Origin of the sequence: Brucella pituitosa, assembly GCF_965577835.1 — a bacterium.
In the GTDB taxonomy this organism is placed as follows: domain Bacteria; phylum Pseudomonadota; class Alphaproteobacteria; order Rhizobiales; family Rhizobiaceae; genus Brucella; species Brucella pituitosa.
The window spans coordinates 1,873,377-1,893,539 of sequence record NZ_OZ264092.1 but is presented as its reverse complement, the minus strand read 5'-3'; the positions used below and the strand labels follow the sequence as shown (position 1 = coordinate 1,893,539).

Here is a 20,163-nt window from a genome sequence, read left to right as displayed (position 1 = left end):
GATTGAAAGTTTCACACTTGTCCAGCCTGAAAAGACCTTTCAAATTTAGAGCGGCTCCAGTGGATAAAGAACCCTTGGACCCGCTCTAAATATTTGCCTTTGCGCAATATACCACGCGAAATTGTTTCGCGTTTGTGGCTCAAATGCTCGTAATTATTTTGATACGACACTGATGCGCATGAGAGAGCGTCGCCAGCGCATGGTCATCAGCACAGAAACTATCGCAAGCCCTGCCGCCAGACCAAGCCAGACTCCTGCCCCACCAAAGCCAAACTGGAATGCAAGCAGCGCACCGAACGGCAGTCCTACACCCCAATAGCCGACCAATGCCAGATACATGGGTACGCGGGTATCTCTGAGGCCACGCAGCATACCTGCAGCCACCGCCTGTGCTCCATCGACAATCTGGAAAAGTGCCGCGAGCGCAAGAAATGTCACGGCCAGTTCGATAACGGCAAAGTTTTCTGGATCTTTGAGATTAAGAAACACACCGATAAACAGACGCGGAATCAGAATCATCAACAAGCCCATGATCGCCATGAAACCCACGCCAAGCGCATAGGCGCTCCAACCGGCATAGGCCACGGCCTGAGCGTCGCCACGGCCGTAAGCCCGCCCCACGCGCACGGTTGCAACCTGACCGAACCCGAGTGGCACCATGAAACTCAGAGAAGCGACTTGTATAGCAACTGCATGAGCAGCCATGGCAGTGGGGCCGATATAGCCCATCATGACAACGGCTGCATAAAAGATCGACGTTTCAAACACAAAGGTCAGCGCCATCGGAAAACCTATGCGCCAGAGCTCAACGAAACGCGGCCAGTCCGGACGCCAGAACCGCCCAAACAGCCGATACCGACGGAACCGGCGGTGACGCATGGTAATGAAAGCCATGCCCAGAAACATCATCGTACTCGACAGGGTAGTGGCGATACCCGCGCCATGGAGTTCCATTCTTGGAAAACCGAAATGGCCGAAAATCAGTGTCCAGCCAGCCAGCGCGTTAAACCCGATAGCGACGGCTGCAACAATCAGCGTCCACATCGGCTTTTCCATCGCCGCAAAGAATGAGCGCAGCACGATATAAAACAGATACGGCAACAGTGCCCATTGCAACGTATGCATGAAATCGGTCGAGCGCGCGGCGATATCCGGTTGCTGACCAAGGAAGAGGAATATTTCCTCGCAATGCCAGAGCACGATCCAGATCGGAATCGAGATGATAATGGCCGACCACATGCCCTGACGCACGGTACGGCGCACATCGCGCACCGAATGACGGTTCCTGCCAAGTGCAATGGCGATCATCGGCATCACAGCCGAAACCAGCCCCATCGAGAAGATCATCAGGGTGTGATAGAAACTCGTCGTCAGGAGCGCCGAAGCCAGCGTGTCCTTGCCAAGACGGCCAATGAAGATCACATCGGTCGCAGTCAATGCTGCCTGTGAAAGATTGGTCAGAATCAGCGGCCAGCCCAATTTGAGAGCCATCCCCATTTCCCGGGTCCAGCGCTGAACGCTGCTCATGTGAGGCTCATGAAAGCCCGCATCAAATGTATTGGTCACAAACTTACTCCCGGGGCACACCCCGTACCATCCGTGGCCGTCAACCCATCGGACAATCCATAACGAAAGCACGCGCCGAGACATCAAAGGCTCAGAGACCAGGTCGATCTGAGGAGAATGGCGTGTGATACGAGTATCGATCGCCCCATGCCGGCTAAGAGCGTTCATCGCTTCAAAAGCGACTTCGCCCCAACTTTTCGGGTTATTCAATTTCTATTGGGAACGTTGTGGATGTTCCAGAAATTGATCCGGAGCCAGGCGGGCTGCGCATCGATTTGCACAAAATTAGAGCACAATGGATATCAGACTTGCTTAAAGAAGCAACACACCTTGGGAAGTAAATTCTGATCTCCTGACATGCATGGAAATCAATTTCCAGACATGTCGCAAAAATGCACTTTCTGGTCTGCAGAACAGTTGACCGTTACATCTGATTATCTAGGAATGTCGCGGATGCAATTTTGCGAGGGAAATCATGCGCAGCACCAAAGTCATCCATATTGTCGGCTGTCACGCAGAAGGCGAAGTTGGTGATGTCATCGTCGGTGGCGTGGCCCCTCCTCCGGGCAATACAGTGTGGGAGCAGTCGCGCTTCATCGTCAGTGACGAGACCTTGCGCAACTTCGTGTTGAACGAGCCGCGTGGCGGCGTGTTCCGCCATGTCAATCTGCTGGTTCCACCAAAAGATCCGCGCGCGCAGATGGGTTTCATCATCATGGAACCCGCCGACACCCCGCCCATGTCCGGCTCCAATTCGATCTGTGTCTCCACGGTTCTTCTGGATAGCGGCATTATCCCTATGCAAGAACCAGTCACGCGCATGGTGCTGGAAGCGCCGGGCGGGCTCATCGAGGTGGAGGCTGAATGCCGTAACGGCAAGGCTGAGCGCATCAGTGTGCGCAACGTACCGTCTTTCGCGGACCGTCTGGATGCATCGCTGGAAGTTGAAGGCCTCGGCACGATCACCGTTGACACAGCCTATGGCGGCGACAGCTTCGTTATTGTTGATGCAGCTTCTATCGGAATGAAGATCGAGCCGGGCCAAGCGCGGGAACTCGCCGAGATTGGCGTGAAGATTACCAAAGCCGCTAATGAACAGCTTGGCTTCCGCCATCCTGAAAAAGACTGGAACCACATTTCCTTCTGCCAGATCACCGAGCCGATGACGCGCGATGGCGACGTACTGACCGGTATAAATACAGTTGCCATTCGACCGGCGAAACTGGATCGTTCGCCAACCGGCACCGGCTGCTCGGCGCGCATGGCCGTGCTTCATGCAAAAGGCCAGATGAAAGTCGGCGAGAAATTTATCGGAAAGTCCGTGCTGGGCACAGAGTTTCACTGTCGGCTGGACAAGGCTCTGGAGCTTGCTGGCAAACCGGCCATCAGCCCGATCATTTCCGGTCGCGCATGGGTGACGGGAACTTCGCAGCTCATGCTCGATCCGAGCGATCCGTTTCCAAGCGGCTACCGTCTGTCGGATACTTGGCCAAATATGCCTGAGTAAGCCAGAGCGAGGCACCAATAAAAAACCCCGCACAAAGCATGGCATTGGGCGGGGTTTTCTTTATTCATTCAGATTGAGCTTACGCGAAATCCAATGCACGGTCGCCGTCTTCGTCCTTGATGCGCGATGGCAGGCCTATCTGGTTCAGGATGTGGAGGAAAGGCTTCGGGTTCAGCTCTTCCACATTGACCATCTTCTTCACATCCCATTCACCCGAGGCGATCAGGATTGCGGCCGCAACCGGCGGAACGCCAGCGGTATAGGAAATGCCCTGCGAACCCACTTCGTTGTAAGCGTCCTTATGGTCGGCAACGTTATAGATGAAGACTTCCTTCTCCTTGCCGTCCTTGGTGCCTTTGACGAAATCACCAATGCAGGTCTTGCCGGTATAATCAGGTGCCAGCGACGAAGGATCAGGCAGAACAGCCTTAACCACCTTGAGCGGGATAACTTCCAGACCTTCAGCAGTTTTCACCGGCTGTTCGGACAGAAGGCCCAGATTGTTCAGCACCGTGAAGACGTTGATGTAGTGATCGCCAAAGCCCATCCAGAAACGCACATCGGCGTTCGGATAGTTCTTGGACAGCGAATGCACTTCATCATGGCCGGTCATATAGGCCTTGCTCGGGCCGACGACAGGCAGGTCGAAAGTGTGACCAACTTCGAACATCTTGTTCGACTGCCATTCACCACCCTGCCAGGAATAGACCGTACCGGTGAATTCGCGGAAATTGATTTCCGGATCGAAATTGGTCGAAAACCAGCGGCCATGCGAACCGGCATTGATGTCAACGATGTCGATGGATTTAACTTCATCGAGATAGTCGTCGGCAGCCAGACGCGCATAAGCATTGACCACGCCCGGATCAAAGCCGATGCCGAGAATGGCGGTGATGCCCTTCTCTTCGCATTCCTTCAGGTTCTTCCATTCGTAGTTGCCATACCATGGCGGGGTTTCGCAGATTTTCTTCGGATCTTCATGGATCGCGGTGTCCATGTAAGCCACGCCCGTATCGATACAGGCGCGAAGAACCGACATATTGAGGAAGGAAGATCCGACATTGATGACGATCTGAACGCCGATTTTCTGGATCAGAGCCTTGGTGGCTTCAATATCCAGAGCGTCCAGCGCATGCGCTTCCAGTTTCACCTCGGTCTTGAGGCTCTTCTTTTCATGCACGCTATCGATAATCTTGCGGCATTTCTCAACCGTGCGGGACGCAATATGGATATCGCCCAATATGTCAGAGTTTTGCGCACATTTATGTGCAACAACCTGTGCCACGCCCCCGGCGCCGATAATGAGAACGTTCTTCTTCATTTTCTGTCGATGCTTCCTCTTCCAGCGGTTTCCCGCCATCTGTTTCGCGTCCCCGGCGCTCTCAGCCGCGGAACCTGTTTAAGTTTTACGCCGCTGAGTAATACCGCGACGCAGGGTTCAGGAGAGCGAACCCTCGAAATCCGCATAATCAAATTCGCGGACAATTTTGACCGTGCCGTCGAGTTCACGCACGGCAATGGCTGGCATTTTCACGCCATTAAACCAGTTCTTCTTGACCATCGTATAACCGGCCGCATCTTCAAATGAGAGGCGGTCGCCAATGGAGAGCTCCTTGTCGAAATTGAACTCACCGAAAATATCGCCAGCAAGGCAGGACTTGCCGCAGATCATGTAGCTATGATCGCCATTGTTGGGTGCCATCTTCGCCTTTTCGCGATAGATGAGCAGATCGAGCATATGTGCTTCGATCGAGCTATCGACGATGGCGAGGTTCTTGCCGTTATAAAGCGTGTCAAGAACCGTCACTTCCAGCGTCGTGGTTTTGGTGATCGAAGCCTCACCCGGCTCCAGATAGACCTGCACGCCGAACTTTTCCGAAAACGCCTTCAGGCGTGTGCAGAAATCATCGACCGGATAATCGTCTCCAGTGAAATGAATACCGCCGCCAAGGCTGACCCATTCAACGCGATGCAGAAGTGAGCCAAACTTTTCTTCAATATCGGTCAGCATCTTGTCGAAAAGACCGAAATCGGAATTCTCGCAATTGTTATGGATCATGAAGCCGGTCACGCGGTCCATGACCTTTTCAACCTTCGCAACATCCCATTCGCCAAGACGGCTGAACGGACGCGCCGGGTCAGCCAGATCAAAGGTCGAAGACGAAATGCCCGGGTTCAGACGCAGGCCACGCTTGATATGTGCTGCCTTGTCGGCAAAGCGCTCCAGCTGGCCAATCGAATTGAAGATGATCTTGTCAGCATGCGAAATGACTTCATCGATCTCGTTATCGGCATAAGCCACGCTATAGGCATGGGTTTCGCCGCCAAATCTTTCATGACCGAGACGCACTTCATTAAGCGAGGACGACGTGGTGCCGTCCATATATTCGCTCATCAGATCAAACACCGACCATGTGGCAAAGCATTTCAGCGCCAATAGCGCCTTTGCGCCGGATTTCTCGCGCACATAGGCAACCTTTTCCATGTTGCGCTTCAGCTTGGTCTTGTCGATCAGATAGTAGGGCGTCTGGATCATGAGCGTTCCGGGTCGTCAATTGGGGAAATATGGCCTGTCCAGCTAGGCTGGCGAGCACGTTGTTTGAGTCTGGCGCGCATCTCATCCGAAAACCGCTTGCACTTTTCGGGACACGCTTTAAAGCCGCTGTTGGTACAGGCTTATAGGAAGCTTGTGACAGAAACACAAATCCGCCACAGACGTTTAGAGAAAAAATTCTCCGACGCGGCAGCGGATTCTGTAATTCTTAGCTTCATATAGAGTTTTTCTGCCAAATTTGAACCCCTTTGAATTTTTATTGAAGCCGTTTTACTTCATTCCCCATTCCGAAGATCAAAAAAGCATTTTATAAGGCCAGCCAACGCGTGCGGACAGCGGGCATCAACCCGCCTCTGAAATGCGGGATAGGACCAGGGAAAGAAATGCAGATCGAAAATCCAGCCGCCACTGCCACAGCAGGGGCTACTGCAGGCTGGGGAGAATTGTTCGCGGGCAGGAATGCGATCCGTTCGCTAACACTTGTGGGCGGCGTTGCGCTCCACGCTATCAATGTTTTCATTGCTACAACCATATTACCAACCGTTGTCGCCGATATTGGCGGCATGGACTATTACGCCTGGAACACGGCGCTGTTTGTAACAGCCTCGATTCTTGGCTCGGCCCTTGTGCCAAAACTTCTTTCGCAGGCCGGGCCGCGTAACGCCTATCTTGTAGCCGCCATTATCTTTGCAGCCGGAACACTGGCCTGTGGCTTAGCACCTTCCATGCCAGCCATGCTCGCGGGTCGTGTTGTGCAGGGACTTGGCGGTGGCATGATGCTGGCGCTGTCCTATGCCATGATCCGTATCGTCTTTGATGAATCGCTCTGGCCTCGCGCCATTGCGCTCGTTTCCGGCATGTGGGGCGTGGCAACGCTTGTTGGCCCGGCTATTGGCGGCATTTTTGCTGAACTTGGCGTGTGGCGCGCAGCCTTCTGGTCGCTTGTGCCGGTGATCGGTATTTTTGCCATCATGGCGACGCTCATCCTGCCAAAACGCGCGGGCGATGATGAAGCCAAAGACAAGCTTGCCTGGCCACAGCTTATTCTGCTGACGGCAGCCGTGCTGATCGTCTCGGCGGCGAGTATTTCAGCAAGCACGTTCTGGAATGTCGCTGGCGTTGTAATTGCTTTTGCTGTGCTGCTGTTGCTTGTCATTGTTGAACGGAAGGCCACGAAACGCATTCTGCCGAAAGGCACTTTCAGCATCAAGCGACTTGGTGCGCTCTATATGACGATGGGCTTTCTCGGTGCATCAGTCACAAGTTCGGAAGTCTTTGTGCCACTGTTTTTCCAGGTATTGCATAACCAGTCACCATTGGTGGCAGGCTATCTTGCAGCACTCATGGGCGGCAGCTGGACGCTTGGTTCCATCGGCTCATCGGGTGTATCCGGTGCCCGTGTGAACCGTGTCATCCTTGCAGCCCCTGTTATGGGAATAGCCGGCATGGTGACACTTGCGATTCTCGTCCCTCCGGGCAGCGAAGGACATTGGTATGATCTTCTACCGATCTGTCTTGCCATGGCAATTATAGGCTTTGGTGTCGGCATGACATGGCCGCATCTGCTCACCCGCGTCTTCAAACGTGCTGAAGCTGCGGACCAGAATCTGGCTTCTGCGTCACTAACCACGGTGCAGCTGTTCACGACGGCCATGGGGGCAGCGCTCGCTGGCATGGTTGCCAATCTGGCAGGGTTAAGCAATCCCGGTGGCGTAGCAGGCACTGCCAATGCAGCGCTCTGGTTGTTCATCGGATTTTCCGCCCTTTCAGGCATCGCACTGCTTTCTGCCATAGCGCTTGTTCGCAGCTCGCGCTGACACACAAAAAGCGGCTTCCGGAGGTACAACATACTCCGGAAGCCACAGCGATTAGAAAGCAATTCCTTGAGGCTGCGTTTGAATTCGATTTAATTGCGCGGAGAATACAAACCGATGACTCTTGATGTCGGGACGCAGAAGCATTATTCCAACTTCCGTAATCTTCGTCCGGCTATGGCGCAGCATACCGGCAAATCACGACCTCGCGGAAGCCACCCTGAAGGCAGCCAGACGCGATCCCCTATGATTGCGATTAGAACGCTCGCTTCTTGAGAAGCGAGCACCGTGAAAAGCGAAACAGAGACAGTTCCGACAATGAGCAGCAATTTTAATCAGGAAACCGTTCTTGACGTTCACCACTGGACCGACAGGCTGTTTTCCTTCCGCACCACGCGCGACCAGGGCTTTCGCTTCCAGAGCGGCCAGTTCATCATGATCGGCCTTGAAGTGAACGGCAAACCGCTGTTGCGCGCTTATTCGATTGCTTCCAGCGTCTACGACGAACAGCTCGAATTTTTCTCGATCAAGGTGCAGGACGGCCCACTGACGTCGCGCTTGCAGCATCTGAAAGAGGGCGACAAGATTCTCGTCGGTAAGAAGCCGGTCGGCACATTGCTTTATGATAATCTCATTCCGGGTGACAATCTGTGGCTGCTTTCGACGGGCACCGGCCTAGCACCGTTCCTCTCAATCATCCGCGATCTTGAAGCCTATGAGCGCTACAAGAAAATCATCCTGGTTCATGGCGTGCGTGAAGTGAACGAGCTTGCCTATGCAGACCTCATCACCAAAGAACTGCCGGAAGATGAATTCCTCGGCGAGATGGTGCGCGAGAAGCTCATTTATTATCCGACTGTGACCCGTGAAGAGTTCCGCAATCAGGGTCGTCTTACGGATCTGATCAGCTCGGGCAAGATTTTCGAGGATTTGGGCCTGCCAAAGTTCTCCGAACAGGACGACCGCATGATGCTCTGCGGAAGCCCGGAAATGCTTGCCGACATGCGCCAGATTCTCGAAGGCCTTGGCCTCGAAGAAGGTAGCCAAAGCGAAGCCGGTCACTTCGTCATCGAAAAGGCTTTCGTCGAAAAGTAAGACTTTGCGCTCAGGCGATGTTTAAAAGGGTGGCCAAAGTGCCGCCCTTATTTTTCGTATCTTGCTTTATCCGGCACCAGCACTATGCTCACAGCCATGATAAAGTGTTCGAGTACCCCCTGCATCGCGCTCCTGTGATTTCATCACAAGTTTCATCACTGGGAGCATGAACGTAAGCAACCACACGGTTTCTTGCGGGGTTTTCGTTTGCATATACGCAAGCGGACAAATGCCGATCTGATCGGCGATTACGCATTATCCCAAACAAAGCTGCTTCGTCACTTTTGCCGGATATGCCTGATGCAGTGAGCACTCTCATGAAAAATTACTTTGAAAGCCCGTTTAAGGGAATCACCCTCGATAAGCAGGTCACACATCCAAACATCATCGTAGGGCGTTACAGCTATTATTCCGGCTATTATCATGGCCATAGTTTCGACGATTGCGCCCGCTTTCTCCTGCCCGATGAAGGTGCCGACAAGCTCATCGTCGGCAGCTTCTGCTCAATCGGATCGGGTGCCGCCTTTATCATGGCGGGCAATCAGGGTCATCGACACGACTGGATCAGCACCTTCCCGTTCTTCTTCATGCCAGAAGTGGACATATTTACGGGTGCTGAGAACGGCTACGCTCCCTCTGGCGATACAGTCATCGGCAATGATGTGTGGATTGGCTCTGAAGCCATCATCATGCCCGGTGTGAAGATCGGCCACGGTGCAATCATTGGCACGCGAGCGTTGGTCACGCGCGACGTAGAACCCTATGCGATTGTCGGTGGCAACCCTGCCCGCACAATCCGTTCGCGTTTCAACGAAGCAAGCGTCAGCATGCTTCTGGAAATGCAGTGGTGGGACTGGTCCGACGATCAGTTGAAGGGCGCCATGCCTATTTTGACCGGCGGTGATATTGCAGCGCTTTATCACTATTGGCAGAGCGTTGTTCACTGCAGGTGACATGGGGCCTGCTCGCAATTTGCGAGCAGGCTTTCTCCACGCGATACAGCTGTGAAGTCTAGAGCACATCCCGAAAAGTGCGAAGCGGTTTTCGGAAAAAGATGCGCTTAAAAACAAATGGATAGAGAATTTCCAATGATTCAATCAAAACAGGAAATTCTCTAGAGCATAATTCCTTAAACTTGGATCAGTTTAAGGAATTATGCCCTGATTTTAAAGGGTTAGAGCGACCTTTGGGCGTCCTATAGGACGCCCGGTGCTCTAATCTTCGGATCATGTAAAGCCAGCTCATATCTCACATATGAAAAAACATGATTGCAATATTCATATTTACATGGCAGTTATAACTGACTGACTATCAGTCAGTCAAAGCAACAGCCTGAAAGGTCGGCTAAAGTGTGCGTGCAGGTCTTTCAGGTTGTCGTCCTCAAAAATCAACCAAAGATAAGCGCTGCGGCTGGTTTAGAGCGCAGTTCGATCTGACTGTTTGTTTTTTAGCGTGTTATCCCGAAATCATCTCACACTTTTCGGGATGCGCACGGTCCAATGTTAACGCGCATCTTCTCCGAAAACCGTTTCACACTTTTCGGGATGCGCTCCAAGACTGCTGCGGCAGAAGCGAGATCCTATGTTACACGATACAGAACAATGGCCTTACATAGTTACCCTTGCCAAAGGCCCCTCTACGATTGAAGACGTGCGTGCGTTTTTCGACAGCTGGAACGCATGGCTGGATGAAGGAAAGCCGTTCATTGCCATTCGTCGCTTTGTTGACGAGGCAGCACTTGTTCATCCAGATGGCGCTCCACGCGAAATCAAACAATGGTTTCAGCAAAATGCCGAACGTATCCGCAATCAGGTTATGGCGATGATTAGCATCGTGCCAGAATCCGTGTATGAGGAAGCAAGTCGTATGGATGCGGAAAAGCTGTTTCGCGTGCCAGCAGGAACATTTTCTAATGTGGATGCAGCACTGCACTGGCTCGAAGACAGAGTTGTGCGTCCCAATCAGCTTGCCTTTGACAGAGTAGCGATCCGCACAAAACTGGAGACATAGATTTGCCAGCAGCCAAGCCCAAGCCCCGCACGAAACCGGCCGAGATACGCCGTAGCGAGCTGATGGCGGCTGCTGAAACGATCTTTCTGGAAAAAGGCTTTGCGGCAACAAGCGTCGATGAGATCGTACGCAAAGCCGATGTTGCCAAGGGCACATTCTATCTGCATTTTCGCAGCAAGGATGATATTCTGACCGCGCTGCGTGAGCGGTTTGTTACATCCTATTGCGAAGACCTCGACAGGGAATTGGACGCAGTACCGATGGGTGACTGGAACGGGCGTCTTTCGGCCTGGGCCGCGACCGGGGTCGCAGGCTATCTCGATAATTACCGCGTGCATGATCTGGTTTTTTATGATTTTCACCCACCCATGCGGCATGTGAAGCAGGAAAACCCGGCCGTCCTTCGACTTGAAAAACTTCTGAGAGATGGTCAAGCTGCGGGAATCTGGAAGATCGATAACACACGCTTGCTGGCAACACTTCTCTTCCATGCATTGCATGGCGCGGTCGACGACTTCATCATCCGCTCAAACATCACAGAACGCGATGAAATGGTTCGCGGCGTGCAGGATCTGTTTTTGAAAGCAGTCAGATCTTAGGCTCAGCTATTTCTTAACGCCAAACACATGTTCAGGCCCCGGAAAAGACCGCGCGCGCACTTCTTCCGCATAGGATTTTGCGGCATCAGAAACCTGCGGAGCAAGCTCGGTAAAGCGCTTGACGAAACGCGGTGTAAAATCCTGAAACAGTCCCAGCATATCATCTGATACAAGGATTTGGCCATCGCAGGCGGATGACGCACCAATACCAATTGTTGGAATTGTCAGCGTCTTAGTGAGCTCACGAGCCAATGGCTCGAAAGTGCCTTCTATTACCAGCGCAAAAGCACCTGCATCCGCAATTGCCTGTGCATCGCGGCGAATTTGATTGGCTTCCTCATCATCGCGGCCCAGCGAGCGAAAGCCGCCGACCGTATTGACCTGTTGTGGCATCAGCCCGACATGGCCGAAGACCGGAATGCCACGTTTAACGAGGAATTCAACCGTCTCGGCCATTTCCTCGCCACCCTCAAGCTTCACGCCGTCGCAGCCTGTTTCCTGCATGATGCGCGCTGCGTTGCGGAAAGCCTGCTCTTTCGATTCCTGATAAGAGCCGAAGGGCATATCAACAATTACGCAAGCATGCTCGACGCCACGCATAACCGCCTGCCCATGCGCAATCATCATGTCGAGCGTAACGCCAAGGGTCGAATCCATTCCGTAAAGCACCATGCCAAGCGAGTCGCCCACCAGAAGCAAATCGCAATGTGGATCGAGCAGGCGCGCAATTGGCGTCGTGTAGGCCGTGAGGCTGACAATCGGGCGCTCACCCTTCATCGCTTCAATCGCCTTTGGCGAAAGGCGCTTCTTTTTAACAGTCGCGCTCATTTCAGGCTGCCTTTTCCTGCGCTTTAAACGCTATCACCCGATTATCAAGAAGGCGCGTTGAACCGAGCCGCACAAAAAGCGCCACCAGGACCGGCCTGCCCTGTACCGAAGTCAGACGCTCCAGCGTTTCAGGATCGCGTAATGCGATGACTTCCGGTGTCGCCAGCGATTCCGTTTCAATGAACACACGGATTGCAGCCTCAAATGCTTCCGGATCGTCGATGCCGGAACGATAAAGTCGCTCAGCTTCGTTCAGTGCCTTTGGCACGATGATCGCAGCCGCGCGTTGCTCGGATGTCAGATAGACGTTGCGTGACGAACAGGCGAGCCCATCATCTTCACGCACGGTTTCAACACCAACCACACGCACAGGGATCGCCATATCCTCGACCATGTGGCGAATGATGACGAGTTGTTGAAAATCCTTCTCGCCAAAATAAGCAGCGTCAGAGCCGATAATGTTGAAAAGCTTGCTGACAACTGTTGCGACGCCTGCAAAATGGCCGGGGCGCGCCTCACCTTCCATCTGGTTGCCAAGTGTCGGCACGTCCACCACGGTCTGCATCGGGCGCGGATACATATCCGACACCGCAGGTGCAAAAAGGAAATCCACATTTGCATGGCGCAGCAGATTTGCGTCACGTTCGAGATCACGCGGATACTTGTCGAGATCTTCATTGGCGCCGAATTGCAGCGGATTGACGAAAATCGAAACGACCGTGACGTCATTTTCCGCACGTGAACGGCGAACAAGTTCGAGATGCCCTTTGTGAAGATAGCCCATCGTCGGCACGAGACCGATGGTTTTACCGCTCTTGCGTGCGGCGCCAAGCGCCTGCCGCAAATCTTCAATCGTATGGATGATCTGCATGAGGATCTCCCTGCCAGCAACCGGATTTTAGTCGCCAGTCCTATAGCGCGCCCTCAAATATGACAACAGCACTTTTGTTAGTGAATATCCGAGAAGAGCGAAAAACCTCAGTTTCCGACTGTACCGCTCACCGTATTGCTAACCGTTCTACCAAACCTATCAATCTGCTCATCATAGGTTCGGCGCGTATTCGGATCAAAGACTGCAATCGGCGCACTCACGACGAGCGAGGCGGCACTGCCCACGCCTTGCGCAGTACCAAGTGCAACAGCACCCAGCCGTTCGCCCAACCCGATATCAGAATCGGTGATAGTCTGGCCTGTTACGAGACGTTGACCGATCAGCTGAACAACCTCAGGACTTGATGCAAACTTGCCGTGATTGAGCCTGTCACCGGCTTTAAGCTGGGTCAGATCGATAACAGTTATGCCAGCCTTTTCAAGCTGTGACCTGTACGGCTCAACCGAAGGATCAATCTGCCCAAGTCGGTCAACATTGCCGGAGATGAAGCGTGAAGCGCGCAGTGCACGGTCATCGCGTGACGTGAAAAGCGTGAACCGTGGGTGGTCCTTACCCATGGCGCTGAACTGCTTATTGAATACATCCACATCAAGATCAGGCGACGCAAGAATGACGTCGGAAATCTTCGGATTGACACGCTTATCGCGGATCGCCATCTGACGCAGCGCCTCAACCGTCAGCCAGCTGCCCATGGAGTGGGCCATGACGGTGATGTCTTTCACACGCGGATCTTCGGCGATTTTGCGCAGGGTCGTTTCCAGCGCATCGCGCGAATAATTCGTGCTTTCCTTGTCGTAATTATAATCGAACACGCTACCGCGCGACGGCCATGTGAAAATGACGGGCGCTACTTCAGCGCCAGAATCGTGCACGATCTGCGCAAAGCGATAGACCGAGTCCTCATAAGTATTATTGAAGCCGTGAACAAAAACCATGACCCGACGGGATTTCGGCAGGCTATGATCAAGCCATTGTCGCGCGCCGGTTTCCGTGTTGATCGCTTTTACTTCAACGGTCGTGAAATCCTTCAGCGGATTGGCTGGCAGCTTTTTAGGCCACTGAACCTCACCAACCTTGCGGTTCTTTTCTGGCGGGATGGAAACCATAATCTCCGTCAGGCTAATTTCCTGATCACGTTCACCGGAAAACAGCGTTCCGGGATTACCGGACGGTGCACGGGTCGTCGCCACCATAAGATCGACCTTCGATGCGCCCGGCACACTTTCCGCAACTGGAATAAGGACGCCGTCAGGACGGCTGGCACAGCCCGCGATCAGGGTCAGACAGACAAGCAATGCCGGGGCAGTACGACGAATGATGCTCCGCAAAACCCAACTCTCCTGACAAAATCCAAACCCAGATAACGCCAATCCAAGGCGAGGCGTGCAGTTAATATATTCTTTACCTGAGAGGATAAGCCAAGTCCTAATTGTCAGGGCCTGTGGAAAGATGCTGTTGCTGCGGCTTCTCGGTTACACACTGTTTCCGTAACCAACACTTTCCCGCACGCCTCTTGCGCCCAATATTGGAACCAACAGTGCAAACAATTTCATTTATGCGCAGGAGGACACAAAATGACTTCAGACCTTACCCCACAACTCACAGGGCTGCATCATCTGACAGCCATCACCGCAGATGCACCTGGCAACAGGCGCTTCTATACAGACACGCTTGGTCTTCGCCTCGTCAAGAAGACGGTCAATCAGGACGATACCAGCGCCTACCATCTGTTTTACGCCGATGGACTGGCATCTCCAGGAACCGACATCACGTTCTTCGACTGGCCCGTACAGCGTGAACGGCGTGGCACGCATAGCGTTTCCCGTACCGGATTGCGCGTAAACGGCGTTGAAAGCCTCGACTGGTGGCGCAACCACCTCAATGAAAAGGGCATCGAAACCGGCGATATATTCGAAGTTGCTGGTCGCGCAGTGCTCGATTTTGAGGATCCGGAAGGTCAGCGCCTGCGTTTGACCGATGATGGAGGCACCGGTGCAGCACATAGCTGGGAGAAAAGTCCGGTTCCTGCTGAGCGGCAGATACGCGGCCTTGGTCCCATTACGCTAAGCGTTCCCGATCTGGCACCGACAAAAATCGTGCTGGAAAAGGTAATGAACATGCGTGAAGCCGGTGACTATGCTTCGCCCGATGGCGAAGGCCATGTCCACGTGTTTGAAATGGGCTCAGGTGGTGCCGGCGCAGAACTGCATATCGCCGTGCAGCCCAATCTATCACCAGCCGGTCAGGGCGCAGGTGCCGTGCACCATGTTGCATTCCGCACACCGGATCAGGAAACCATGCAGGAATGGGTGGATCGCCTCCGGGCTTTCCGCATCCCATCCAGCGGTGAAGTCGAGCGCTATTACTTCCGCTCGCTCTACTTCCGTGAACCCAATGGTGTGCTGTTTGAAATTGCAACTGATGGTCCCGGCTTTGCAGTTGATGAACCGCTGGAAAGTCTCGGAGAGAACCTGTCGCTACCACCCTTCCTTGAAGGAAAGCGCCAGGCAATTGAAAAGGGCTTGAAGCCACTTGATTAATACAAAAGGCCGCCGGATTTCTCCGGCGGCCTTTTTTGGGGTTTAACATACAGAGGTCAGAGCTTGCGCTGCAGCCATTCACCAGCCAGACGAACATCTTCATCTGTCAGTCCATGACCACCTTCGGTGGAGAGAACATCAAGTTCTGCACCATCAGCCCGCAAGGCTTGCTCCAGTTTGCCGGATGCATCGCCAAACGGATCGCCAATCCCGTTGAGCAACAGAATCTTAGCATCCGAAAGGTCCGCAACCGGTTGCTCTTCCAGAACGTCCGTTGCACGCAACAACACGGCTTTGCGTACGACATGTGGATGGAGCCGCATAAAGGCCGCAAGCAGATTGGCGCCGTTGGAGTTTCCAATGAACGCAGTCCGTTCCGGATCAATACCGTAGGCAACAATCGCACCTTCGACAAAAGCCTCGAAAGCCTCGGCCTCAGACCGAATGTCCTCCTGGTCGAACCGTTTCAGATCGAAACGGCGAAACCAGCGCTGAATGCCTTCTTCCGTGCTGCGTCCCCGAACACCCAGAAGCGTTGCGCGCGGTGCAGCCAGACGAGCAAGCGGCATGAGGTCGTTTTCATTGCCGCCGGTGCCATGCAGCAGAACAAGCGTACTGCCATCCGGGTTTTCCGGCTGATGGATACGATGCACAAAAGGCAAATCGCGATAGATCACCCTTTCCTCACCCGGCAAGCCAAATTGCGGCATACGGGATCGGATCGCATCCGCCTGCTGCTCGTTGCCCGGTGGCACGAACAGAACCCGACCCAGCGATTCCACTGGTTCATCCAGGGTAAAGCCGGGAGCATCGGTGGCAAATTCAAACAGGGTTCCGCCCGGCTCACGGACATAGAGCGACGTGAAGTATTTACGGTCATGTACGTTGACTTCACTGGAGTTAAGCTTTGAAAGCTCCTTCTCAAGCTTTGTCACATCATCCGTTATAGCCGCACGAAACGCCACGTGGTCAGCAATGCCTGTTCCGGGAATACCCGGCCAGAAGCCACTTGCATCGCGAACGTCAATCACATCGCCTGAATCAGAGACCAGACGATCAATCGTGCCTTCCCTGGCCTGAGCGCGGAAACCGAAATAGCGTTCGATGAAGCCAACTGTCTGTTCTGGTGCCTCAGACAAAATGGTTGCCGAGCGTATCCGGCGCACAACATGTTCCGCAGGAATATCGCCTGAAACCCATGCGTCATTGGCTGCAAGATCGCTGCCGACCAGCTTGACGATAACGCCATCCGGATCGCGCAAGCGAAGCACCGGCTCGCCAAATTCCTGTACCGGACCTTCAGACTGCACGTGATAGCGCAATGCCCGCTCCAGCCAAAAGCCGACCGAGGTGCGGTCGATCGCAAGGGCAATTTCGCTAACCTGACCATGACCGACACGGCCCCTTGCACCATCTTCCCAGACGAGGAAAGTGATCAAAGACCCCGGCGTTCCAGAACGGTCGCCATAGAACAGGTGCAGCTGTTCCGCATCTTCAAATCCACCTGTCCGCTTGACTATACGCAGACCGAGAAAGCCAGCATAGAAGTCGACATTGGCCTGAACCTTGCGCGTAATCAGCGTGAGGTGATGGATCCCACTGGTCATGATTGCAATCTCCCGCGTTTCGTGGCGGCAAGTCTCTCAGACGGAGACAATCACCGCAAATGTGAAGTTACCCGAGAGATAGTTCACATTGGCTCGAATGCCCATGGGGCTGTGCGGCGACGCACTGTTAACAGTTCAGCATTTGGGGAGGTTCAGAAAAGAAAAAGGCCGCGCGGGAGGAGGATGCGCGGCCTGATCTTGAATACGGCTGGGAGGAGGAGTGCCGTATCCCGCATCGGGTTCTGGGAGGAGGAGTGAACCCGATGACTAATAATTACCCGCAGCCTCTTTATTCAACAACGGTCAATAACGCATATCAGTTATGCAAATACGCCGATGCTTAAGATTGTTGCAGAAACACAAACGCACACAATATGCTTATATTATAAGCATATTGAACAAAATATGCTGAAAAATCAGCACTTCAGAGAAGCTGGGCGATGAACGGCGCAGCCAAAACATTGACCAAACCGACCAGAACCATGACGAGACCTGCAATCGAGCCTTCCTCGCTGCCGATCTGATGGGCCTTGGCAACACCAGCCCCATGCGCGCCCATACCGAACAGTGCGCCGCGCGCGAGAGCCGAGCGAAGCGGCAACCAGTTGAGCATCACCTCACCCAGCGCTGCACCGAATACACCGGTCAGCACCACGAAGATGGCTGTCAAATCAGGCGTCCCGCCAATATCGCCGGAAACCGTCATGGCGAAAGGTGTACTCATGGAGCGCGGCATCAGGCTGAGGCTTATAGCGTCATTCAATCCAAGAAGATGCGCAAGCCCCCAGGCCGAAAGCATCGCAGAAGAGCTGCCAACCACGACACCAACCAGCAGAACCGGCCAGTAACGACGAATAGTTGCGCGTTGCTGATAGATGGGAATGGCAAAGGCCACCGTTGCCGGGCCAAGGAGCGCGACCAGCCAATGCGTCGCACTGAAATAGCCGCGGTAGTTTTCATTAAGGCCGATAAGCAAGGCCATCAGCAGCAGTGGAGTGATCGCAAGCGGCGTCAGCCACCACATGGGAAAACGGCGATAAACGCGCTTTGCAGCAAGATAGAGAAGGATCGTAGCCGCCGACCAGAATAGTGTCGCCACATAGGGGTTACTTAGTGGCATAGCGAGCGCTCAGACGATAGCAGAAGTCTACAGTCAGTGCCGTCACAGTCATAACGGTCAGAGTTCCAACCAGAATGACCGCCATAATCTTCACACCCAGCATACCGAGCAGTTCCTGATGTTCCAGAACTGCCAGAACTGCAGGCACAAAGAACAGCAGCATTTCAGCAAGAAACCATTCAGCACCGCGCTTCATGCTGAATAGGCTTACACGTCCACTCAGAAGCAACGCCAAAACCAGCGCCATACCAACAATGCCGCCAGGCAGTGGCAGACCGCTTAAACGAACAAACGCCTCACCGGCCAACCAGAAACCGACCAGCGTCGCAATCTGCATCAAGCGGCTGTTGTGCAGCGCATAGCGAAAACGGATCATCAGGTTATGGGCATTCATGGTCATGTTCCAATGCTGGTATTTGTGAAACCAATATAGGCCCGAAATCGATATTCCAGAAATGAATTGATTTCATTGCAGCTATTCCATTATAGAATAGCTTATGAACTTACGTGGCTTTCAGGCATTCGTGGAAGTGGTGCGGCAGGGCGGCTTTTCCGCCGCGGCCCGTACCATCAATGCTACACAATCGACCGTCAGCAAGACGGTGCGGCAGCTCGAAGACGAACTCGAAATCATTCTGCTGGACCGCGAAACCACCCCTCCCCGTCTGACAAGCGCAGGTGAAATCGTCTATCGGCGCGCACTGGCTATGCTGACGGAAAAGGACGACATGCTGACTGAGCTTGGCGAGTTGCGCGGGCTGAAGCGCGGTCTTTTGCGCCTCGGATTGCCACCCATCGGTTCGAGTGTATTGTTCGCCCCGGTCTTTGCGACCTTTACCAAACTTTACCCGGATATCGACATTCAGCTCGTCGAGCATGGTAGCAGGCGGCTGGAGGAATTGCTTCTTGCAGGCGATATCGAACTTGCCGCTTCGCTTCTGTCGCTCGAAAGCAATTTTGAATGGCAGGCGGTGCGTCGGGAGCCGGTGGTGGCACTGCTTCCTGCCAGCCACACCTTCGCCGATAATGGCGGCATCCCTTTGCAAGACATTGCCAGTCTGCCCTTCATTCTGTTTGAAAGCGGCTTCGCCCTCAATCATATCATTCTCGATGCATGCCATCAGCACGGATTGTCCCCGAACATTGCCATGCGTTCCAGCCAGATCGATTTTATCGTGGAACTGGTAGCCGCTGGTATGGGTATTGGCTTTCTGCCACAAATGATTGCTGAACAGCGCAAGCACCCCGATGTCCGCATCCATAAGATCAAAGGCGCGGAACTGAACTGGGACATGGCCCTGATATGGCGAAAGGGTGCGTTTTTATCCCATGCCGCACGGGCCTGGCTCACGCTATGCAAGCATGAAAACACCCATCACGAGGCTTGAAACCCGCACCCGCGCGCCTATCTCAATTGAATACACCGACGCCAAGGGGAGCTATAATGCGCCCATCACCCATACGGCTTTAAGAGGAGGCCATCATGGAAGGTCAGGTTATATTCTATAAGGGCGACAGGATCATTTACCGGCACCACGTTGAGGTGCAGGAAGACGACTATTCAAAAGGCGTCAACGACGCACTCATCGCCTTCCAGCGCAACTATGCCGGCTTCGATCTTGCCGACGACAGCATCCACATCCGCTTTAAGCGACCAGGTGACGTTTGAAACCTGCAGACATCCTGGAGAAAGTTTCGTCTGAGAAATCAGGCGAAGGCTGCCTCGCGTGCAACGCGGTGAATATCGGTACGTGACAGACCGAGATCATAAAGCTCGCGGTCGCTGCAGCCACTGAGTTCGCGCAGATTTTCGCGATACTGCATCCAACGGGAAAACTGGGTACGAAGGTTGTTCATGATGGTATCCCCTTATGTGCAGCACACCTCTTTTCAGGATGTGCTGTGCTTTTTTACCTTCCTCCCAATATGAAGTTTCCGCCTTTTCAATCGTTTTGAGAAGTGCATAAACTGCATGGCTGCAATGCCAAACCCGCCACCTTAAAAGAGCAGATAGGTAACGCAGTTCGTTAT

At 53.6% G+C, this 20,163-nt stretch carries 19 protein-coding genes; 9 read left to right on the top strand and 10 right to left on the bottom strand.

The window, feature by feature from the left end; genetic code table 11:
- Window positions 1-153: 153 nt before the first annotated feature.
- Window positions 154-1,566 (bottom strand): MATE family efflux transporter, encoded by a 1,413-nt coding sequence (locus tag ACSME1_RS09050; RefSeq protein ID WP_105705361.1) that lies wholly within the window; start codon window positions 1,564-1,566, stop codon window positions 154-156.
- 475 nt (window positions 1,567-2,041) lie between these two features.
- On the opposite strand from ACSME1_RS09050, the gene ACSME1_RS09045 reads away from it, so the two are divergent.
- Complete coding sequence (locus ACSME1_RS09045) at window positions 2,042-3,073, top strand: trans-3-hydroxy-L-proline dehydratase (protein ID WP_105705363.1); 1,032 nt, start codon at window positions 2,042-2,044, stop codon at window positions 3,071-3,073.
- A 79-nt stretch (window positions 3,074-3,152) separates the two neighbouring features.
- Here the strand turns inward: ACSME1_RS09045 and ACSME1_RS09040 are convergent, their stop codons facing one another.
- Both ACSME1_RS09040 and nspC read right to left on the bottom strand, forming a co-directional pair.
- Entirely contained in the window at window positions 3,153-4,394 is a 1,242-nt protein-coding gene (locus ACSME1_RS09040; RefSeq protein WP_100559693.1) for a saccharopine dehydrogenase family protein, read from the bottom strand.
- Window positions 4,395-4,511: 117 nt separating this feature from the next.
- Window positions 4,512-5,609 carry a carboxynorspermidine decarboxylase gene (gene nspC, locus ACSME1_RS09035; RefSeq protein ID WP_100559695.1) on the bottom strand — a complete coding sequence of 366 codons (1,098 nt, stop codon included), beginning with the start codon at window positions 5,607-5,609 and terminating at the stop codon, window positions 4,512-4,514.
- A gap of 401 nt (window positions 5,610-6,010) precedes the next feature.
- On the opposite strand from nspC, the gene ACSME1_RS09030 reads away from it, so the two are divergent.
- From ACSME1_RS09030 to ACSME1_RS09010, 5 genes are all read left to right on the top strand, one after another.
- The gene (locus ACSME1_RS09030) at window positions 6,011-7,444 is read left to right on the top strand and encodes an MFS transporter (protein WP_105705365.1); all 1,434 of its coding nucleotides are present in this window, start codon (window positions 6,011-6,013) and stop codon (window positions 7,442-7,444) included.
- A 315-nt stretch (window positions 7,445-7,759) separates the two neighbouring features.
- Window positions 7,760-8,536 carry a ferredoxin--NADP reductase gene (locus tag ACSME1_RS09025; protein WP_024896063.1) on the top strand — a complete coding sequence of 259 codons (777 nt, stop codon included), beginning with the start codon at window positions 7,760-7,762 and terminating at the stop codon, window positions 8,534-8,536.
- Window positions 8,537-8,853: 317 nt separating this feature from the next.
- A complete protein-coding gene (catB, locus tag ACSME1_RS09020; RefSeq protein ID WP_024896062.1) occupies window positions 8,854-9,489 on the top strand; it encodes a type B chloramphenicol O-acetyltransferase in 636 nt (211 codons plus the stop codon).
- Between the two features lie 628 nt (window positions 9,490-10,117).
- Window positions 10,118-10,546: a hypothetical protein gene (locus ACSME1_RS09015; protein ID WP_105705367.1), complete on the top strand. Its 429-nt coding sequence runs from the start codon at window positions 10,118-10,120 to the stop codon at window positions 10,544-10,546.
- 2 nt (window positions 10,547-10,548) lie between these two features.
- Entirely contained in the window at window positions 10,549-11,145 is a 597-nt protein-coding gene (locus tag ACSME1_RS09010; RefSeq protein WP_036566672.1) for a TetR/AcrR family transcriptional regulator, read from the top strand.
- Window positions 11,146-11,151: 6 nt separating this feature from the next.
- Here the strand turns inward: ACSME1_RS09010 and panB are convergent, their stop codons facing one another.
- The 3 genes from panB to ACSME1_RS08995 form a co-directional block, all read right to left on the bottom strand.
- Window positions 11,152-11,973: a 3-methyl-2-oxobutanoate hydroxymethyltransferase gene (gene panB, locus ACSME1_RS09005; protein ID WP_105534759.1), complete on the bottom strand. Its 822-nt coding sequence runs from the start codon at window positions 11,971-11,973 to the stop codon at window positions 11,152-11,154.
- A gap of 1 nt (window position 11,974) precedes the next feature.
- Window positions 11,975-12,844 carry a pantoate--beta-alanine ligase gene (gene panC, locus ACSME1_RS09000; RefSeq protein WP_105705369.1) on the bottom strand — a complete coding sequence of 290 codons (870 nt, stop codon included), beginning with the start codon at window positions 12,842-12,844 and terminating at the stop codon, window positions 11,975-11,977.
- A gap of 107 nt (window positions 12,845-12,951) precedes the next feature.
- The gene (locus ACSME1_RS08995) at window positions 12,952-14,193 is read right to left on the bottom strand and encodes an alpha/beta hydrolase (protein WP_105705371.1); all 1,242 of its coding nucleotides are present in this window, start codon (window positions 14,191-14,193) and stop codon (window positions 12,952-12,954) included.
- 246 nt (window positions 14,194-14,439) lie between these two features.
- Between ACSME1_RS08995 and ACSME1_RS08990 the strand changes: the two genes are divergently transcribed.
- Window positions 14,440-15,405 carry a ring-cleaving dioxygenase gene (locus ACSME1_RS08990; protein ID WP_105705373.1) on the top strand — a complete coding sequence of 322 codons (966 nt, stop codon included), beginning with the start codon at window positions 14,440-14,442 and terminating at the stop codon, window positions 15,403-15,405.
- A 56-nt stretch (window positions 15,406-15,461) separates the two neighbouring features.
- On the opposite strand, the gene ACSME1_RS08985 is transcribed toward ACSME1_RS08990, so the two are convergent.
- The 3 genes from ACSME1_RS08985 to ACSME1_RS08975 form a co-directional block, all read right to left on the bottom strand.
- A complete protein-coding gene (locus tag ACSME1_RS08985) occupies window positions 15,462-17,012 on the bottom strand; it encodes a VOC family protein (protein WP_024897789.1) in 1,551 nt (516 codons plus the stop codon).
- 424 nt (window positions 17,013-17,436) lie between these two features.
- The gene (locus ACSME1_RS08980) at window positions 17,437-18,132 is read right to left on the bottom strand and encodes an LrgB family protein (protein WP_024897790.1); all 696 of its coding nucleotides are present in this window, start codon (window positions 18,130-18,132) and stop codon (window positions 17,437-17,439) included.
- Window positions 18,119-18,526 (bottom strand): CidA/LrgA family protein, encoded by a 408-nt coding sequence (locus tag ACSME1_RS08975; RefSeq protein ID WP_036567364.1) that lies wholly within the window; start codon window positions 18,524-18,526, stop codon window positions 18,119-18,121. Before ACSME1_RS08975 ends, ACSME1_RS08980 begins: the two co-directional genes overlap by 14 nt.
- Before the next feature lie 103 nt (window positions 18,527-18,629).
- On the opposite strand from ACSME1_RS08975, the gene ACSME1_RS08970 reads away from it, so the two are divergent.
- Both ACSME1_RS08970 and ACSME1_RS08965 read left to right on the top strand, forming a co-directional pair.
- A complete protein-coding gene (locus ACSME1_RS08970) occupies window positions 18,630-19,520 on the top strand; it encodes a LysR family transcriptional regulator (protein WP_105705375.1) in 891 nt (296 codons plus the stop codon).
- Window positions 19,521-19,615: 95 nt separating this feature from the next.
- Complete coding sequence (locus tag ACSME1_RS08965; protein ID WP_105705377.1) at window positions 19,616-19,801, top strand: hypothetical protein; 186 nt, start codon at window positions 19,616-19,618, stop codon at window positions 19,799-19,801.
- Between the two features lie 38 nt (window positions 19,802-19,839).
- On the opposite strand, the gene ACSME1_RS08960 is transcribed toward ACSME1_RS08965, so the two are convergent.
- Window positions 19,840-19,989, bottom strand: coding sequence for a DUF1127 domain-containing protein (locus ACSME1_RS08960; RefSeq protein ID WP_084486813.1), 150 nt, complete (start codon window positions 19,987-19,989; stop codon window positions 19,840-19,842).
- Between the last annotated feature and the right edge of the window lie 174 nt (window positions 19,990-20,163).

Coding starts and splice junctions, on each gene's coding strand:
- ACSME1_RS09045 (WP_105705363.1), top strand. CDS start 2,042: ATGCGCAGCACCAAAGTCATCCATATTGTCGGCTGTCACGCAGAAGGC.
- ACSME1_RS09040 (WP_100559693.1), bottom strand. CDS start 4,394: ATGAAGAAGAACGTTCTCATTATCGGCGCCGGGGGCGTGGCACAGGTT.
- nspC (WP_100559695.1), bottom strand. CDS start 5,609: ATGATCCAGACGCCCTACTATCTGATCGACAAGACCAAGCTGAAGCGC.
- ACSME1_RS09030 (WP_105705365.1), top strand. CDS start 6,011: ATGCAGATCGAAAATCCAGCCGCCACTGCCACAGCAGGGGCTACTGCA.
- ACSME1_RS09025 (WP_024896063.1), top strand. CDS start 7,760: ATGAGCAGCAATTTTAATCAGGAAACCGTTCTTGACGTTCACCACTGG.
- catB (WP_024896062.1), top strand. CDS start 8,854: ATGAAAAATTACTTTGAAAGCCCGTTTAAGGGAATCACCCTCGATAAG.
- ACSME1_RS09015 (WP_105705367.1), top strand. CDS start 10,118: ATGTTACACGATACAGAACAATGGCCTTACATAGTTACCCTTGCCAAA.
- panB (WP_105534759.1), bottom strand. CDS start 11,973: ATGAGCGCGACTGTTAAAAAGAAGCGCCTTTCGCCAAAGGCGATTGAA.
- panC (WP_105705369.1), bottom strand. CDS start 12,844: ATGCAGATCATCCATACGATTGAAGATTTGCGGCAGGCGCTTGGCGCC.
- ACSME1_RS08990 (WP_105705373.1), top strand. CDS start 14,440: ATGACTTCAGACCTTACCCCACAACTCACAGGGCTGCATCATCTGACA.
- ACSME1_RS08985 (WP_024897789.1), bottom strand. CDS start 17,012: ATGACCAGTGGGATCCATCACCTCACGCTGATTACGCGCAAGGTTCAG.
- ACSME1_RS08980 (WP_024897790.1), bottom strand. CDS start 18,132: ATGCCACTAAGTAACCCCTATGTGGCGACACTATTCTGGTCGGCGGCT.
- ACSME1_RS08975 (WP_036567364.1), bottom strand. CDS start 18,526: ATGAATGCCCATAACCTGATGATCCGTTTTCGCTATGCGCTGCACAAC.
- ACSME1_RS08970 (WP_105705375.1), top strand. CDS start 18,630: ATGAACTTACGTGGCTTTCAGGCATTCGTGGAAGTGGTGCGGCAGGGC.
- ACSME1_RS08965 (WP_105705377.1), top strand. CDS start 19,616: ATGGAAGGTCAGGTTATATTCTATAAGGGCGACAGGATCATTTACCGG.
- ACSME1_RS08960 (WP_084486813.1), bottom strand. CDS start 19,989: ATGAACAACCTTCGTACCCAGTTTTCCCGTTGGATGCAGTATCGCGAA.